This is a genomic window from Streptomyces sp. NPDC046866 (assembly GCF_040704625.1).
Classification (GTDB): domain Bacteria; phylum Actinomycetota; class Actinomycetes; order Streptomycetales; family Streptomycetaceae; genus Streptomyces.
The window spans coordinates 222,018-238,440 of record NZ_JBEYXN010000008.1; the positions used below are offsets into that span (position 1 = coordinate 222,018).

Below are 16,423 nucleotides of genomic sequence, written 5' to 3' on the forward strand. Positions count from 1 at the left end.
GCGCCCCCGACGCCCCCCACCCCCGCGACACCCGCCCCGCCCGCGCCGCCTCGGGCGCCCGCGCGCCCTTCGACGCCGGGGCGGCCGCCGCCGAGGCGACCGCCGCCATCCTGCGCGACACGCTGCACGGCCCCGAGCGGGGCGTGGTGGTCGACTCCCCGCCTGGCGCCGGCAAGTCCACCCTCGTGGTGCGCGCCGCCCGGGAGCTGGCCGCGGCCGGGCGCCGACTGATGGTGGTGGCGCAGACGAACGCGCAGGTCGACGACCTGGTGCTGCGCCTCGCCGACAAGGACCCGGAGCTGAAGGTCGGCCGGCTGCACAGCAGCGACGCCGACGCCTACGACCCGGCGCTGCGCGACCTGCCCTCGGTGACGCTCTCGGCCAAGCCGAAGGACCTGGCCGAGCTGCCGATCACCCTGTCGACGGCGGCGAAGTGGGCGTACGTGAAGGACGCCGAGCCCTGGGAGCACGCCATCGTCGACGAGGCGTACCAGATGCGCTCGGACGCGCTGCTGGCCGTGGCCGGGCTGTTCGAGCGGGCCCTGTTCGTCGGCGACCCGGGGCAGCTGGACCCGTTCAGCGTGGTCGGCGCCGAGCAGTGGGCGGGGCTGTCCTACGACCCGTCGGCCTCGGCGGTCTCCACGCTGCTGGCGCACAACCCGCAGCTGCCGCAGCACCGGCTGCCCGTGTCGTGGCGGCTCCCGGCGACGGCGGCGCCGCTGGTCTCGCGCGCCTTCTACCCGTACAGCCCGTTCCGCAGCGGGACCGGCCCCGGCGAGCGCCGGCTCGCGTACGGGGTGCCCTCGGACGGGTCCGGCCCGGACCGGGTGCTGGACGAGGCCGCCGAGTCGGGCTGGGGCCTGCTGGAGCTGCCTGCCCGGCACACCCCGCGCACCGACCCGGAGGCGGTCGGGGCGGTGGCCCTGGTGGTCCGCCGGGCCCTGGACCGCGGGGCGGTGACCTCCGACGAGCAGTCGGCCGGGCCGGTGCCGCTGACGGCCGAGCGGATCGCGGTCGGCACCGCCCACCGCGACCAGGCGGCGGCGGTGCGCGCGGCACTGGCCCGGCTGGGGGTCGCGGGCGTGACGGTGGACACGGCGAACCGGCTCCAGGGCCGGGAGTACGACCTGACGGTGGTGCTGCACCCGCTGTCGGGCCGGCCCGACGCGACCGCCTTCCACCTGGAGACGGGCCGGCTGTGCGTGCTGGCCTCCCGCCACCGGCACGCCTGCGTGGTCGTGGCCCGGGCCGGGGTGGCGGAGCTGCTGGACGCCCATCCGTCCGCCGAGCCGGTCCAGCTGGGGGTGACGGTGAAGTTCCCCGACGGCTGGGAGGCGATGATGGCCACCTGGGACTTCTGGTCCGACCACCGGGTCCCCTGGCGGCCCTGAGCCGCATCACCCCCGCCCCGCCGACGCCGACGCCGGCGGCCGGCGAGCGGCGGGCGGCGGGCGGCGCGGGCGGCCTTGCGTCGCGGGCCCGCGGGGCCCTCTTGCGCCCCGTTGGACAATGGAGGGTGGCCCGGTGGCCCGGGGAGACACCCGTACGCGCGGAAGCTTCACCGCGTCCGCGCAGCAGGAGCAGCAGGAGGAGAGGACACGCATGGCAGAGCCCGAGCGGACCGAGCGGAAGCTGCGGCCCGCGCCGCTGCTCTTCGAGCCGTCGGAAGCCGTCGCGGACCCGGAGCACTTCTTCGACCTGGAGTCGATCGAGGATCCGCGCGAGCTGCTGGCCCGCGCCACGGAGCTGACGCTCGCCTTCCGGGCCGCCACGGAGCGGGCCATGGAGTTCCAGGCGGTGGCGGCCGCCCAGCTGGCCGATCCGCGCCGGTTCGACCGCCTGGACCCGGCGGTGATCGCCACCGAGGCGGAGTGGACCGAGGACTACGCCCGCAAGATGATCGAGTTCGGGGAGACCCTCCAGCGGTCCGGGGGCCCGGGCTCGGCCTAGCCGGAGCCAGGACGTCCCCCGGCCCGGGGCCGCGCACACCGGGTCGCCCCCCGCCTGGGGTGCGCCCGCACACCGGGGCGCACGTCGGCGCGCGCCCCGGCGCAGCCCGGCGCACCGGCCGGGACCGCCCGTCCGGTGGCATATGCGGGCGCAACATACCGCACCGGCCAGTCCCGCGTCCGGGTTTTCCGTAACTGCTGGAAACCGGACCACTACGCCGGGTAGACCGTTCCGCATGACGACGCTGACGGCATCCCCCGCCCCCGCCACGGCCGCCGCCCGCACGGCCGCCCACGTCACCGCCCAGGGCGCCGCCTGGCTCGCCTCGGCCTCCGCCCGCCCGCAGGACACCCTCGAGGCCTGGGAGGCACGCCCCGAGGCCGCCGCGGTGCTGCCGTGCGGAACCGCGTTCGACGTCGTCAACGTCCCGGCCGTCCTCGGTCGCCGGATGCTGGACCTGCTGTGGTCCGAGGGGCCCGGCTGCGGACCGGTCGCCGTGCACCGGGGCCGGATGCTGCTGTTCGCCGCGACGGGCACCGCGCACCGGCTGCCCGCACTGCTGGCCTGGGAGGAGTGGGGCGGCCCGGTGCCCGCGCCGATCTGCCACGGCCGCGGCGACGCCGTCACGGTGCCGCCGCTGGACGGGGTCCGCGGCCCGGCGCGCTGGCTGGTGGCGCCCGACACCCGCTCCCCGTGGCTGCCCGGACCCGAGGCGCTGCTGTGGGCGTACGTCCGCGCCGCCCGAGCTGCGGATATCGATTTTTCCTTCCGGGCCACCTCCTGCTAATGTCTTCCTCGTCAGCAAGCGCCGCTAGCTCAGTTGGTTAGAGCAGCTGACTCTTAATCAGCGGGTCCGGGGTTCGAGTCCCTGGCGGCGCACCGACGGAAGAAGGCCTCCCACGCGAGTGGGGGGCCTTCTTCGTTCCCCGGGGCGCCCCGCTCACGTGCTGATCTTGACCGTGTACTCGCCCGACGGGGTCCGGTCGGCCACTTCGATCCTGATCCGCTCGCCGGGCACCGTGAACGACTGCCCCACCTCCAGCGGCGCGTCCGCCAGCGGCGGGTACACCGACCGGTCCCAGCAGGCCTCGGAGTCGGGGTGCCCGTCGAACACCTCGATCGGCCCGCCGCCCGACTCCGCCTCGTTGCGCACCCGGTAGACCAGGACGCCCTCGGTGCAGATGCCCCCGTCGTTGCCGGCGGAGCCGCGCGCCTCGACGGCGACGGCACTGCCCGGTCCCGTACGGATCACCGCGAGCCGGGTGCCGCCGGTGGAGCCGGGCTCCGGGAAGCGGCCGATCGGCTGGAGGGTGTGGAGGGAGGAGCCGGACTGGACGCAGTCCACCTGTCCCGCGTCCAGCCAGCCCAGCTTCCACTTGTTCCAGGCGAAGAGGTCCGGGGCCATCCCGAACTGACTGCCCATCACGTCCCAGTCGCCGACGTAGGTGTCCCAGTCGCCCTTGCCGTCCGTGGGCCGGTGGTAGAGGTCGGGCAGGTCGAAGACGTGCCCCGTCTCGTGCGCCAGGACGTTGCGGTCCGGCGGGTGGCGCTCGAAGACGGTGACGATCCGCCGCAGCTCCGCCCCGTCGGCCCGGATCGGCCGGTCGAAGTTGACGACCTTGGTGGCGTCCGAGTCCACCCCGGGCGCGTCCGGGTCGGCCACGAAGTAGACGACGTCGTACCGGGCGAAGTCCACCTCCCGGTCGGCGGCGGTGACCGCGTCGCGCAGGTACGAGGCCCGGTCCCCGGCGGCCCAGTCGCGCTGTATCCCGTACGCGGTGGAGGGCTTGGGCATCGTGATCCAGTGCGGCTGCGGGTGCGGGACCAGGTGGAACCTGCCGTACGAGGCCTGTTCGAAGAAGTCGCTGGTGGCGGGGAAGTAGTCGCCGGCCAGCTCCCCGGTCGCGAGGCCCGGGCGGTGGTCGGGGAAGGCGAGGAAGACCATGACGGCGTTCAGGGTCCGGCGGGGCCTGGGATAGGCGCGGTTCCAGGTGTCCAGGCCCAGCGAGTGGTGCGCCGAGGTGCGGGTCAGGGCGCAGGGGCCGGCTCCCGGATCGGCGGACGCGGGTCCGGCGACGAGCGACATGGCGGCGAGCGCCGCCAGGGAGGTGAGCGCGGCCGCCGTGCTGCGCAGGTGGAAGCGGTCCACTCCCCCGGGTGTCTGCTGTCGCGGCACATCGACCTCCGGAAGTGGGTTCGTACCATCTCGTCCCACCCTGAGGGGATCGTCGTACTAACGCCCTGTTCCGGTGCCCCACCCGAGTGAGGGGTGCGGCAAGCCGGTGACCCCGGCGGTTCACCCACCCCCTACGGAACGTCACGGCCGATCACGGGCGACCAACAGGTGTGCACAGACGCTCACAGCCGTACGGAATCGGTCGATCGACCGGAGGCCGGGCGGACGTCAGCACGCCGAAGTGCCGCCCCCCACACGGCGACGCCGCTGGATAGGGCCGTCCGGCTGCCTCTATGATCGGCACACTTCCCTGCACGGACACACACGAGCACTGCGGGAGCCAACGGTGAGCGGAACCTCTGACCAAACCGGTTCGGCGGCCGACAGCATCCGATCGGCCATTACGGAGCGTCACCAAGCAGTGCCTGTCATCCCGCCCTCACCCGCCCGCACCGAGTCCGAACTGCGCGACTACCGGGCCGCCTTCAACGCCGCCCACCTCGCCATGGCCGTCGTCGACCGCAGCGGCTACGTCGTCGCCGCCAACGCCGCCCTCGCCGCCCTCCTCGGCACCGAGCCGCACGCCCTCGTCGAGCAGCGCGCCGCCGACCTCGTCGACCTCGGGGCGGAGGCCCGTACCTGGCAGGCCTACCAGGAGGTGCTGCGCGGCCGGCAGGCCCGGCTGCGCTGCACCCGCCGCCTGAAGCACCCCGACGGGCACTCGCTGTGGACCGAGGTCACCCTCGGCCCGGTGCCCGGGACCCGGGACGTGCTGCTGTCCGTCGCCGACATCAGCGACCGCCGCGACCTGCAGGCCCGGCTGCGGCACCTCCAGATGCACGACCCGGTGACCCGGCTGCCCAACCGCGCCCTGTTCTTCGAGCGGCTCTCCGCCGCCCTGGAGGCCTCCTCGTACGAGCACGGCGGCACCGGCCGGATCGGCCTGTGCTACCTGGACCTGGACGGCTTCAAGGCGGTCAACGACACCCTGGGCCACCGCGTCGGCGACCGGCTGCTGACCGCGGTCGCGGCCCGGCTGACCCAGTGCGCCGACCAGTCCGGGTACGGACGCACCGGCGGCCACCTGGTGGCGCGGCTCGGCGGCGACGAGTTCGCCCTGCTCGTGGAGGACTCCACCGGCACCGAGCAGCTCGCGGACCTGGCACGCAGCGTCCTGGCCGCCGTGCAGGAACCCTTCGACCTGGCCGGGCAGCGGCTGTCGGTGTCCGCGTCGATCGGGGTGGTGGAGCGGGCCGCGGACGGCACGTCGGCGACCGGGCTGATGCAGGCCGCCGACACGACCCTGTACTGGGCGAAGGCCGACGGCAAGGCCCGCTGGACCCTGTTCGACCCGGAGCGCAACGCCCACCGGATGACCCGGCAGGCCCTCAGCTCCACGCTCCGGCCGGCCGTGGAGCGCGGCGAGTTCGAGCTGGAGTACCAGCCGCTGGTGGATCTGGAGAGCGGGGCGGTGCGCGGGGTGGAGGCGCTGGTGCGCTGGAACCACCCGCAGTTCGGCAGTCTGACGCCGAATCGGTTCATCGGCATCGCCGAAGAGGACGGCTCGATCGTGCAGTTGGGCCGCTGGGTGCTGCGGACCGCCTGCCGGCAGGCCCGCCGCTGGCAGATCGAGCACCCCAGCGACTCGCCCGTCTTCGTGTCGGTGAACGTCGCGGTCCGGCAGGTGTGGGACTCGGACCTGGTCGGCGACGTCGCGGAGATCCTCGCCGAGACCGGGCTGGCGCCGCAGCTGCTGCAACTGGAGCTCACCGAGTCCGCGGTGATGGGTTCCGCGGGACGGCCGCTGCAGGCGCTGCAGGCGCTGAGCGACATGGGCGTGCGCATCGCCATCGACGACTTCGGCACCGGCTACTCGAACCTGGCCTATCTGAGCCGGCTCCCGGTGAGCGTGCTGAAGCTGGACGGCTCCTTCGTGCGCGGCTTCCGCTACGACGAGGGCACCCACCCGAACCCGGCCGACGAGACCATCGTCGAGGCCCTGGTGCAGCTCGCGCACCGGCTGGGGCTGACGGTCACCGCGGAGTGCGTGGAGACCGCCGGGCAGGCGGCCCGGCTGCGGCGCGTCGGCTGCGACACCGGGCAGGGCTGGCTGTACTCGCGCGCCGTCGCCCCGGACCGGATCGCCGAGATGATCGGCACCCGCCCCGGCGCCCGCGACCCCGGCTAGGGCCCGCCTCGAAGCCCGGCTCATCGGATCCCGTGGCAAGATCGCGAACCTGTGGCAAGATCGCGGAATGCTACGACTCACCGACTTCATCATCGACTGCCCGGACACGATGAAGCTGGCGGCCTTCTACTCCGAGGTGACGGGGCTCCCGGTCAAGGACGGCAGCGACGAGAACTGGGCCGGCATCCGGTTCGGCGACATCGAGCTGGCCTTCATCCAGGTGGAGGACTACCGCGCCCCGCAGTGGCCCGACAGCGAGCACCCCAAGCAGTACCACCTCGACTTCGAGGTCGACGACATCGAGGCCGAACAGCGCCGCGTCCTGGCCCTCGGCGCGACCCTGCAGCGGGACTGCACCGACCCCGACGGCTACGGCTTCCGCGTCTACACCGACCCCGTCGGCCACCCCTTCTGCCTCTGCCGCAACAAGGGTGTCGTCTGGACCGATCAGGGCCCGGTCTGGCCCGAGCGCGGCTAGCAGCGTTCCGCGCCGCCGTCCCGCGGCGGGCGGCACCGCCGCCCCGCACCCGGGATGCGGGGTGCGGGGCGGGGTGCCGCTCGGCGCGAGGTGGGGGGATCAGCAGGCGCCGAGGTCCTTCCAGACGCCCCATTCGCCCGTGGTGCCCGGCTCCTCGTTCTGGGTCCACCACTGGGCCTTCCACCTGCGGCCCTTGTGGGAGACCTCGCTGCCGCCGGTGTAGACGGTTCCCGCGACGTAGGCCGGGGCCGTGCAGCCCGAGGGGGGCGGCGTGGTCGGCGGGGTCGTGGGCGGCGTGGTGGGAGGAGTCGTCGGCGGGGTCGTCGGCGGGGTGGTGGGGGGCTGCGTGGTGCCGCCGAGGGCGTCCGAGATCTGGTTCAGCAGGGTGGTCCTGTCGTCCAGCCCGAGCAGGGAGTACATCATCGCCCCGGCCAGGCCGCGGCTCCTGCCGTAGTCGACGCGGGCCTGGATGGACCGCTGGTTCAGGCCGGTGAAGAACTCGCCGTCCTTGTAGAAGTACGAGGCCTTGGCCTGGTCGTCCCAGAAGGTGGTCGCCGGGTTGTCGACGATCCCGCCGAGCTCCTTGTAGTTGGCGATGCCGGCCTGCTGGGAGGTGGGGCGCGCGCCGGAGGGGCCGGTCGCGCTCTGGGCGAGGCCGTTGGAGGTCCCGGCGGGGACGCCCTTCCAGCCGCGGTAGTAGAACTCGTAGCCCAGGGTCAGCTTGCCGGCGGGGAAGCCGCCCGCGATGCCGTAGGCCGGGTTGCCGTCGAGCCAGGAGTCGATGGCGTTCTTGATGCCGTACTTCTGGGTGCCGGGGGCGATCGGGTCCGTCGGGTCGGCCGGCGAGTTCAGCAGCGGCGACTGGTGGTAGGTCGGCCCGTCGCCGTCCCAGGCGCCGTGCATGTCGTACGTCATGATGTTCGCGTAGTCGAGATACGCGCCGATCTTGTCCGTCTCGATGTACTTGATCTTGTCCTGGCCGGCCGGGAGAGCCGCCGTCAGCAGGTACTTCCTGCCGCCGTTGGCGGCGCCGTACTCGTCGAGCTGCTTGCGGAACTCGGCCAGCAGGAGGGTGAAGTTCTGCTTGTCCTCGGGGGCGTAGTGGTTGCCGAGGTGGCCGCCGGGCGAGCCCGGGTACTCCCAGTCGATGTCGATGCCGTCGAAGATCCCGGCCGCGCTGCCGGGGCCGCCGTAGCCGTCGGCCTTGGGCAGGTTGCCCTTGATGTACTGGTCGATGCAGGACGCGACGAGCTTCTTGCGGCTCGCGTCGGTCCTGGCCGCGTCGCTGAAGTACTTCGAGTACGTCCACCCGCCGATCGAGATGTTGATCTTCAGGTGCGGGTACTTGGCCTTCAGCTGCCTGAACTGGTTGAAGACGCCGACGATCGGCTGGTCCCACGTGTCGGCGACGCCGCTCACGCTGTCCCCGGCGCCGAAGGACTTCTGGTAGTCGGCGTAGGAGTCCCCCGCGCCGTCGCCGGCGTTGGGGTTGCTGTCGTCGCCCGCCGCCTTGTTCGCCTCGAAGCAGGTGAGGTCGGTGGGGTGGATGTTGCCGAACGAGTAATTGATGACGTCGAGCTTGCCCGCGATGCCGCGGGTGTCGAGGTGCTTGGGATAGAAGGCGTTCCCGTACACGCTCCACTGGTCGTAGTACGCGATGCGGACGTTGCCGCCGCCGGCCGCGGCCTCGGCGCCGGCTGCCTGGGCGGTGCCGAGACCCGCGAAGCCGGCCAGCGCTCCGGCTGCCAGCGCGGCCGTGGCGGCGGCCGCGATGAGGGGGTTGCGGATGTGCATGAACTGCCTCCGGGAAGTGGGAGGGGAAGGCAAGAGGTTCGGGTGCGAGAAGTGAAGCGATCACCGGAGGATCCCGTCAATGGTTTGGACCAAAGAAGGACTAGACCATTCGGCAGGCAAATCCCCTCGTCAGAGGCGTGCGAGGGCATGAAGAACCGCCCGCCACCCCGGGTGACGAGCGGTTTAAGGGTGCCTTAGGACACGCTCCCGCACGGTTTCCGCAACGAACCAGCCGAACCCCGCATCCCCGGGCTCAGTCAGCTCGCGGCCCTTCGGACACCATCCCGTACGCATCTGCGACGAGCTCGTACGAGCGCAGCCGGGCCGCCCCGCTGTGCGCACTGGAGGTCAGCATCAGCTCGTCCGCGCCGGTGCGCTCGGCGAGGGCGTCGAGCCCGGCGGCGACCTCCTCGGGAGTGCCGTGCACGACGTTGGCGGTCCAGCTGTCGACGAACTCCCGTTCCAGCGGGGAGTAGTCGTGGGCGGCGGCCTCCTCGGGGGTCGGGACCAGCCCCGGCCGGCCGCTGCGCAGCCGCAGCATCGACAGCGCGCCCGTCAGCACCTGGGCGCGGGCGGCCCCGTCGGTGTCGGCGGCCAGCGCCGCGACCCCGATCAGGGTGTACGGGGCGTCCAGCACGGCCGAGGGCCGGAAGCTCTGCCGGTAGAGGTCGAGCGCGGGCAGGGTGCCGGCCGCGGAGAAGTGGTGGGCGTACGCGAAGGGCAGGCCGAGCTCGCCGGCGAGGCGGGCGCTGAACCCGGAGGAGCCGAGCAGCCACAGCGGCGGACGCCCCGTCGGCCCCTGGACCGGGCCGGGCACGGCGTGCACCCGGGCGTAGGGGTGGGCGTCGGGGAAGTCGTCGTCGAGGAAGCGGATGAGCTCCCCGAGTCGGCGGGGGAACTCGTCGGCCGCCTCGTCGAGCCGGCCCGGCCCGCGCAGCGCGGCGGCGGTGCGGCCGTCGGTGCCCGGCGCGCGGCCGAGGCCGAGGTCGATGCGGCCCGGGGCGAGCGCCTCCAGGGTGCCGAACTGCTCGGCGACCGCGAGCGGTGCGTGGTTGGGCAGCATGACCCCGCCCGAGCCGAGCCGGATGCGGGAGGTGTGGGCGGCGAGGTGGGCCAGGATCACGGCCGGGGAGGAGCTGGCCACGCCAGGCATGGAGTGGTGCTCGGCGACCCAGTGGCGGTGGTAGCCGCGGGCCTCGGCGAGCTGCGAGATCGCGACGGAGGTGCGCAGGGCCTCGGCCGCGGTGCTGCCGGCGCCGACCGTGACGAGGTCCAGCACCGAGAGCGGCACCGGCGCCCGGCCGCGGGCGGTGCCCCGGATCGCGTCGGCGCCGCCGTCGGCCCCGTCCGGCGCTCCGGCCCGGTCGGGTGTTCGGGCTCCGCCGCCGGTGCCGGCTCCGCCGACTGCTCCGGTGTCACTCATCGTCGCTCCCGTCTCGCTTCCGCCTCCGTACGAAGAACTCGAACCAAGGGCCGCGGGCGGGCATTCCCGGCGCCAGGCGGGCGGGCTCATGACCATGGCATATGCCAATGGATTAGGTCCTGGCAGGGGGACATGATTGAGCCATCAATCTCATCAACAGGCGCTCCACGTGGGCCTCTTGATGGCTATCGTGGTAGGGCAAGCGGTAACAACCTGCTAGGGGGAAACCGTGGCGCTGAAGCCCGAGCCGACCGCGCCGTTCCACTCGGTGCAGTACGCCCTGCGCGTACTCGAAACGGTCGCCCGCCACACCGGCGGCGTGACCGACGTACAGATCGCGCGCGAGACCGGCCTGCCCGCGGTCCATCTCGCCCCCATGCTCCTCATGCTGCGCCGCGAGGGATACGTGCTCCAGGTGTCCGACGGCGCCTACGCCATAGGGGACTCGCTCGTCCTGCTCGGCTCGGGCATAGACAAACAGCAGGCCCTCCAGCACAAGCTCCAGGACACCCTGGACCGGCTGCGGGACTCGGTGGGCGCGGCCGTGTACATCAGCCGGTACGTGGACGGCGAGGTGAAGATCACGCAGTTCGCGGACAGCCCGCGCACCCCGAAGGTGCACGAGTGGGTCGACTTCCGCTCCGCGGCGCACGCCAGCGCCGTCGGCAAGTGCCTGCTGACCCAGCTCGACCAGAACGGGCGCCGCGACCACCTGTCCCGGCACAAGATCGCCCGGCTGACGTCGAAGACGATCGCGAACGAGCGGATCCTGTTCTCCAAGCTCGACAGCCAGCCGGCCACCGTCCCGGTGCTCGACCTCCAGGAGTACGCGGTCGGCACGGTCTGCGCCGCGGTGCCGATCACCGCGGGCGCGGCGGTGGGCTGCCTCGCGCTGTCGATGCCGGTCGAGCACGCGCACCGACTGCGGGCCGCCGCGGACACCCTGAACCGGAAGGCAGCGCCGCTCCTGCTCTCACTCGCCCTGTGACGCGGCTCACGGGGGAAGCCGCGACCCCGGAAGTCGGACCGGAGGCGTGAGTTCCGGCCTCGCAGACACTGCCCACCGTCGGGCGGGCGAAAACACTTCGGGCGGTTTCCGGTGAACCGGAAACCGCCCGAAGGACAGGTGCGCCGCCAGGGACTCGAACCCCGGACCCGCTGATTAAGAGTCAGCTGCTCTAACCAACTGAGCTAGCGGCGCCTGCTGACAGAGAAAATACTACCTGCTCCCGAGGGGTGCTCCAAACCAGATCCCCGGCTCAGCCCTCCAGCAGCCCCGCCCGCCCGTGGGCGGCGTACGCGGCGAGCAGCGCGGCCAGGGAATCCGCCTCCAGCAGGCGGTAGCCGGCGGTGCCCGGGGTGCCGGCGGCCCCGCCCGCGGCACCGGGCCGGCCCGGTGCGCTGCGGGGCCGCCACCAGACGGGGTCCGGGCCGGGGGCGCCCGGCGACGGGGGTCGGGGCAGGAAGGCCGCGCGCCGCAGGGCCACCCGGTGGATCTTGTTCGTTGCGGTGGTCGGCATGGTCCGCACGATACGGACGTAGCGCGGGGCCATCTTCGTGCCCAGGTCCGGCTGGGCCGCGAGGAACGCCTCGAAGGCTTCCGGCCGGAATTCCTCGCCCTGGCGCAGGGCGATCGCCGCCATCACCTGGTCGCCGGCGGCCTCGTCCGGCACCGCGTACACGGCGACGGCGGCCGCCGGGGCCCAGCGGGCCAGGATGTTCTCGATCACCGCGGCGGCCAGGTTCTCGCTGTCGACCCGCAGCCGGTCGTCGGTGCGGCCCGCGAAGTAGAGGAACCCGTCGGCGTCGCGGTAGAAGAGGTCCCCGGTCCAGTACCAGCCGTCGCGGGTGCGGGCGGCCTCGGCCTCGGGGTTGCGCCAGTAGCCCTCGAAGAGGCTGCGGCCCCGGTTGACGAGCTCGCCGATCGCGGCGGATCCGTTGCGCAGGCGGCCGCGCCCGTCGAACGCGGCCGGCGGGCACTCGGCGCCGGTCTCCGGGTCGACCACGGCCAGGTCGTCGCCGGGGGCCGCCCGGCCCAGGGCGCCGGGCGGGGTGTCCGGGGTCCTCCGGACGGAGGCGCCGCCCTCGGTGGCCCCGTACCCCTCCACCAGCCGGACCCCGAAGCGCTCGGCGAAGCGGGCCGCGTCCACGGCCCCGGCCTCGGTGCCGAAGCCGAGGCGCAGGCAGTGGTCGCGGTCGTCGGGGCGGGGGTCGGTGGCCAGCAGGTACTGCACGGCCCGGCCGACGTACGTGAAGTAGGTCGCCCCGTAGGCGCGGACGTCGTCCAGGAAGGCGGAGGCGGAGAACCGGCGGCGCAGGGCCACGGGGGCGCCCCCGACGAGGGCGGGCAGCCAGTCGGCGATCACGGCGTTGCCGTGGAAGAGCGGCATGCAGACGTAGTGGACGTCGTCGGGGGTGACGTCGAAACCGCGGGCCAGCGAGGCCCCCGCGGCGGCCAGCCGGCCCTGGGTGCAGACGGCGGCCTTGGGCGCGCCGGTGGAGCCGGAGGTGAAGTAGAGGAGGAAGCGGGAGCCCGGGCCTGGGCCCGGGCGCACGGCCACGGCCTCGCCGGGCGCGGCGGCCGCGTACGGGGCGAGGAGGTCGGCGTACTCCTCGGTGCCGGTCACCAGGATCCGGACGCCCGGCAGGTCGAGGCCGCGCAGGAGCGGCAGGTGGGCCGGCTCGGTGACCAGGATCCGGCAGTCGGTGTGCAGGATGTCCCGGGCCAGCTCGGGGCCGCGCCGGGTGGGGTTGATTCCGGCGACGGCGGCCCCGGCGAGGGCCGCCGCGCCGAGCCAGAACGGGAACTCCGGGGTGTTCTCGAGCAGCACCGCGATGTGCGGTTCGGCCCCCGGCGGCAGGAGGTCGACGAGCAGCGCGGCGCGCGCGGCGCTCTCCTGTGCGGTGCGGTGGCGACTGAGGACCACGGTGCCGGCGGCTGCGCCCGGGGCGGTGGCCGTGGCGGGGTGCTTGAGTCCGGGCCGGTGGTCGCCCCACTGGCGGGCGATGAGCTCCGCCACGGTCTCGGGTGTCGTCGTCGTCCGCATGCCGCCGGAGGGTAGCTGACGTACCGTCAGAAATGAATGCGTCAGAACTCGACGTCGGAGCAGGCGTAGAAGGCGTTCTGGGTGTCGTTGATCGTCCAGACCGCCAGGATCATGTGCCGGCCGGTCTTGCCGCTGGGCATGGCGCCCTGGTGGACGGTGGTCATCGCGGGCCGGGCACCGTTGTAGGCGACCGTGAGGAAGGGCTGCGACTCGAGGGCGGCGCGGGTGAGGGGCTTGGTGGGGTCCCAGCCGTTCCTGGTGACGTAGTACTTGAAGTCGGTGGTGGAGTGGTTGGCGGTGAACTGCCAGCGGAAGCCGTAGCTCTGCCCGCTGCTCACCTTGGTCGCGGGCCAGGTCCCGCCCCGCGGGTCGTCGAGCTGGGCGAACTCGCCGTGGCCGCCGGCGCATATCCGGCCGTCGGCCGGGCCGGCGGCCGGGAAGCCCTTGAGGCCCTCGACGCTCTGCGGCTCCCACTGGATGGGGCCGCAGTCGGCGACGGTCCTGTTGGCGCAGAGCTTCTGGCGGCTGATGGGGGTGTCGGTGTAGCCGTGGCTGCTGGCGGTGGGGGCGGTGGCGAACGCCAGTCCGGCGAGACAGCCGAGCCCGACCAGGGCCGAGCCGGCTCGTCGGGGCATGCGCAGGGGCATGCGGAAGGGACGCATGATGCTGATGCTCCTTGGGCGTGGGGGGGGGGGAGGTACGGCGCGAGCGTGCGCACGCTGGGGATGGCTGCGGGGCGGCGCATGCACCGCCCCGCAGCCGCGCGCGTCGAGGCGGCTTTCAGGTCTAGACCAAGTCCCAGATTATTGACGGGAGTTGGCCATGTCCAGACCAATGCGGCGGGGCCGTTGGTCCGGTCCGGCATGACGGGGCCCCGCCGCCGGGGCCGCGGGACGCGGCCGCCGGTGCGGCGGGGCCTGGAGCCGGCTGCTGCTGCTCTTCCGTCCCCTCCGGCCCCCTACTCCGGGCGGCCGGTGTAGAAGGCGACCGTGAGGTCCTTGACCAGCGCCTTGCGCTCGTAGTCGTCGAGTTCGACCAGGCCGCGCGAGGTCAGGCGGTGGACGGTGTCGTCGACGGCGTCCACGATCGAGGTCAGCACCGTGTCGCGGTGCTTGGCGTCGATCGCGGCGACACGCCGGCGCCGCATCGCCTCGGCGACCTCGGGCGCGTACTCGATCCGGGTCGGCTGGGCGGAGTACACCTCGATGCCCACCGCCTCGGTCTCACAGGCCAGCATCCGGGTCAGCGCGTCGCCGACCGCCTCGGCGTCCCGCAGCGTCGGCGCGTCCTCGTGGAAGGCGTCGGCCGGGAGCTGCGACAGCACCCGGGCCATCGCCGACTCGACCTGCTCGGCGAGGTAATCGGTGTGGTCCGCGACGGCCAGCGTGGCCCGGGCGGTGTCCTTGACCTGCCACACGACCTGGACGACCACCTGCAGGGCGAGACCGCCCGCGTCCACGGCGGGCATGGGGTCGCTGCGCCAGTGCCGCAGGCGCACGTCGACGCGGCGGCGCAGGAGCAGGGGGCTGATCCAGGTCAGGCCGGTGCGGCGCACCGTGCCGCGGTAGCGGCCGAACAGGGTGAGCACCCAGGCGTGGCCGGCCTTGCCGCGGCCCAGGCCGCCGAGGGCGAGGAGCGCCACGACGCCGAGGAAGGCGAGCGGGGGCCAGTGGGTGGCGCGCAGCCCGTGGTAGGCGCGGGGCGCCGCGCCGAACGCGGCCACGAGCGGGGCCGGGACGACCCCGGCCCGCCAGAGCACGGCCAGGCAGCCGGCCAGGGCGAGCGCGCCGACCCCGACGCCGACCCAGCCGGGCAGGACCGGACCGCGGTGCTCGCGCAGCAGGTCGTCGCCGCGCGGCACCCGGCGGCCGGGGGCCGGGCGGGGCAGGCGGGCGGCGGGGCCTGAGGCCGGGGCCGGGGCGGAGGCCGTGGCCTTCGGGCCAGCGGCGGGCTGGGGGGCCTCCGGGGCGGGGCGCGGCTCGCCGAGGAAGGGCAGGTGCACCGGGACCTCGGTGACCGCGACACCGCGGCCCGGCCCGCTGCGCGGCAGGTCCGGCGTGTCGTCCGCGGGGTCGCCGGGCATGCCGCGGGCCACGGCCCGGGTGACGATGTCGGCGACGGCGGGGTCAAAGCCGCGGCGGCGCAGGGCGGCCGCGCCGGAGTGCGCCGCCTCGTCGTCCGCGGGGTGCGGGATGTCCAGGCCCGGGGACGCGGCCGCGTCGGGATCCTGGCCGGGCGCCTCGCGCAGGCGCGCCGGCGCCACCGGGTCGGCATCCCCGGCCGGACGCCCGTGCGGCAGGGCGACCCCGCCCGCCGCGACGGCCACCTGCGCCGGAACCCCGACCACCCAGCCGCGCGGTGCCTCCGATGCCGCGGCGGGGGCGGGGGCGGCGGGGGCGGCGGGGGCGGCGGCCTCTCCCGGCGCGCCGTCGCCGTCGCCGTCGCCGCCGCCGGATTCGGGGCGGCGAACCCCGGCTGCGGCCGCGGCTCCACTCCCACGCCCCGGAGCGGCCGGAGCCGACGGGGCGCAGGTGCCGGCCGCCGCGGCCGACGCCGAAGCCGAACCCGAGCCCCGCGACGCGACGGGCGCGGCAGGAGCCGACCCCGCCGACGCGCCGGGGCCGCCCGAGGAAACCACGGGCCGCGGACGGGCCGCAGCCGAAGCCACGGAACCGGCAGAGCGGTGGGGCTCGGGAGCCGCAGCGGACCCGCCCGCGGAAACCGGGGGCCGCAGGCCCGCCGGTGCAACGGAACCGGCAGAGCCCTGCGGCACAGAAGCCGCCCCCACCGGAGAGTCGTCACCGGAACCGTCGCCGGGCACGACCGCGGAAACCGTGGGCCGAGCGTCAGCCGAGACCGGAGAAACGGAACCGGCGGAGCCCTGCGACACAGGAGCCGCCACCACCGGAGAGTCGGCAGCGGAGCCAGCGCCGGGCACGACCGCGGAAACCGCGGGCCGCGGGCCGGCCGGCACGGGCCGGGGGGCGGCGGCAGGACCCGCTGCCGCACCGGATGCCGGGTCGCCCTCCACCGCAGTGGCCGCCGGGACCGGGCCGGACGGGTACGAGGGCGACGGCTCCGCAGTCCGGACCGGTCCGCCGCTCGCTCCGCCTCCCGCCGCAGCACGCTCGACCGCCCCGGTCACCGAAGCGAGCGCCGGGCCGCGGCCCGGCGCTCGGTCCGGGGCTGCCAGAGGGTGCCGGCCGTCGGACTGCCGGTCGGCCTGCACCGTGTCCCGGGCGGCGACGGGCTCCGCCGACCGCACCGGCGACGCGCCGGCCGACGCAGCAGGCCGAACCGCGCCGCCCCGTACGGGACCCGGTCCCGCCACCGGCGCCACCGCGGCGGCCCCATGCCGCTCAGCGAC

The 16,423-nt window shown here is 74.4% G+C and carries 11 protein-coding genes, 2 tRNA genes and 1 pseudogene; 7 read left to right on the top strand and 7 right to left on the bottom strand.

What is annotated here, in order from left to right:
• The first annotated feature begins 107 nt into the window (after window positions 1-107).
• The 4 genes and pseudogenes from AB0953_RS15300 (at window position 108) to AB0953_RS15315 (ending at window position 2,829) form a co-directional block, all read left to right on the top strand.
• A complete protein-coding gene (locus AB0953_RS15300; RefSeq protein ID WP_366859983.1) occupies window positions 108-1,391 on the top strand; it encodes an AAA domain-containing protein in 1,284 nt (427 codons plus the stop codon).
• A gap of 211 nt (window positions 1,392-1,602) precedes the next feature.
• Complete coding sequence (locus tag AB0953_RS15305; protein WP_366859928.1) at window positions 1,603-1,950, top strand: hypothetical protein; 348 nt, start codon at window positions 1,603-1,605, stop codon at window positions 1,948-1,950.
• Between the two features lie 235 nt (window positions 1,951-2,185).
• Window positions 2,186-2,765, top strand: a pseudogene (locus AB0953_RS15310) (hypothetical protein).
• Window positions 2,756-2,829: transfer RNA gene (locus AB0953_RS15315), tRNA-Lys, on the top strand. Before AB0953_RS15310 ends, AB0953_RS15315 begins: the two are co-directional and overlap by 10 nt.
• Before the next feature lie 61 nt (window positions 2,830-2,890).
• On the opposite strand, the gene AB0953_RS15320 is transcribed toward AB0953_RS15315, so the two are convergent.
• Window positions 2,891-4,126 (bottom strand): M6 family metalloprotease domain-containing protein, encoded by a 1,236-nt coding sequence (locus AB0953_RS15320; protein ID WP_366859929.1) that lies wholly within the window; start codon window positions 4,124-4,126, stop codon window positions 2,891-2,893.
• Between the two features lie 421 nt (window positions 4,127-4,547).
• Between AB0953_RS15320 and AB0953_RS15325 the strand changes: the two genes are divergently transcribed.
• Together AB0953_RS15325 and AB0953_RS15330 are read left to right on the top strand one after the other, a co-directional pair.
• Entirely contained in the window at window positions 4,548-6,314 is a 1,767-nt protein-coding gene (locus AB0953_RS15325; RefSeq protein WP_366859930.1) for an EAL domain-containing protein, read from the top strand.
• 67 nt (window positions 6,315-6,381) lie between these two features.
• Complete coding sequence (locus AB0953_RS15330) at window positions 6,382-6,792, top strand: VOC family protein (RefSeq protein WP_366859931.1); 411 nt, start codon at window positions 6,382-6,384, stop codon at window positions 6,790-6,792.
• 99 nt (window positions 6,793-6,891) lie between these two features.
• On the opposite strand, the gene AB0953_RS15335 is transcribed toward AB0953_RS15330, so the two are convergent.
• Window positions 6,892-8,586, bottom strand: a complete 1,695-nt coding sequence (locus AB0953_RS15335; RefSeq protein ID WP_366859932.1) for a glycosyl hydrolase family 18 protein — start codon at window positions 8,584-8,586, stop codon at window positions 6,892-6,894.
• A gap of 253 nt (window positions 8,587-8,839) precedes the next feature.
• Window positions 8,840-10,009 carry an LLM class flavin-dependent oxidoreductase gene (locus tag AB0953_RS15340; RefSeq protein WP_366859933.1) on the bottom strand — a complete coding sequence of 390 codons (1,170 nt, stop codon included), beginning with the start codon at window positions 10,007-10,009 and terminating at the stop codon, window positions 8,840-8,842.
• Window positions 10,010-10,238: 229 nt separating this feature from the next.
• Between AB0953_RS15340 and AB0953_RS15345 the strand changes: the two genes are divergently transcribed.
• Entirely contained in the window at window positions 10,239-10,997 is a 759-nt protein-coding gene (locus tag AB0953_RS15345) for an IclR family transcriptional regulator C-terminal domain-containing protein (RefSeq protein WP_366859934.1), read from the top strand.
• 139 nt (window positions 10,998-11,136) lie between these two features.
• Here the strand turns inward: AB0953_RS15345 and AB0953_RS15350 are convergent.
• The 4 genes from AB0953_RS15350 to AB0953_RS15365 all read right to left on the bottom strand — a co-directional run bounded on the left by AB0953_RS15350 (window position 11,137) and on the right by AB0953_RS15365 (window position 15,403).
• Window positions 11,137-11,210 (bottom strand) — tRNA-Lys (locus AB0953_RS15350).
• Between the two features lie 58 nt (window positions 11,211-11,268).
• Complete coding sequence (locus tag AB0953_RS15355) at window positions 11,269-13,056, bottom strand: AMP-binding protein (RefSeq protein WP_366859935.1); 1,788 nt, start codon at window positions 13,054-13,056, stop codon at window positions 11,269-11,271.
• Between the two features lie 41 nt (window positions 13,057-13,097).
• The gene (locus AB0953_RS15360) at window positions 13,098-13,691 is read right to left on the bottom strand and encodes a lytic polysaccharide monooxygenase (protein WP_366859984.1); all 594 of its coding nucleotides are present in this window, start codon (window positions 13,689-13,691) and stop codon (window positions 13,098-13,100) included.
• Window positions 13,692-14,014: 323 nt separating this feature from the next.
• Window positions 14,015-15,403, bottom strand: coding sequence for an SPFH domain-containing protein (locus AB0953_RS15365; RefSeq protein WP_366859936.1), 1,389 nt, complete (start codon window positions 15,401-15,403; stop codon window positions 14,015-14,017).
• Window positions 15,404-16,423 lie beyond the last annotated feature (1,020 nt).

Bases quoted from the DNA above. Each gene is read 5' to 3' on its own strand.
- AB0953_RS15305 (WP_366859928.1), top strand. From the start codon at position 1,603: ATGGCAGAGCCCGAGCGGACCGAGCGGAAGCTGCGGCCCGCGCCGCTG.
- AB0953_RS15355 (WP_366859935.1), bottom strand. From the start codon at position 13,056: ATGCGGACGACGACGACACCCGAGACCGTGGCGGAGCTCATCGCCCGC.
- AB0953_RS15335 (WP_366859932.1), bottom strand. From the start codon at position 8,586: ATGCACATCCGCAACCCCCTCATCGCGGCCGCCGCCACGGCCGCGCTG.
- AB0953_RS15360 (WP_366859984.1), bottom strand. From the start codon at position 13,691: ATGCCCCGACGAGCCGGCTCGGCCCTGGTCGGGCTCGGCTGTCTCGCC.
- AB0953_RS15340 (WP_366859933.1), bottom strand. From the start codon at position 10,009: ATGAGTGACACCGGAGCAGTCGGCGGAGCCGGCACCGGCGGCGGAGCC.
- AB0953_RS15330 (WP_366859931.1), top strand. From the start codon at position 6,382: ATGCTACGACTCACCGACTTCATCATCGACTGCCCGGACACGATGAAG.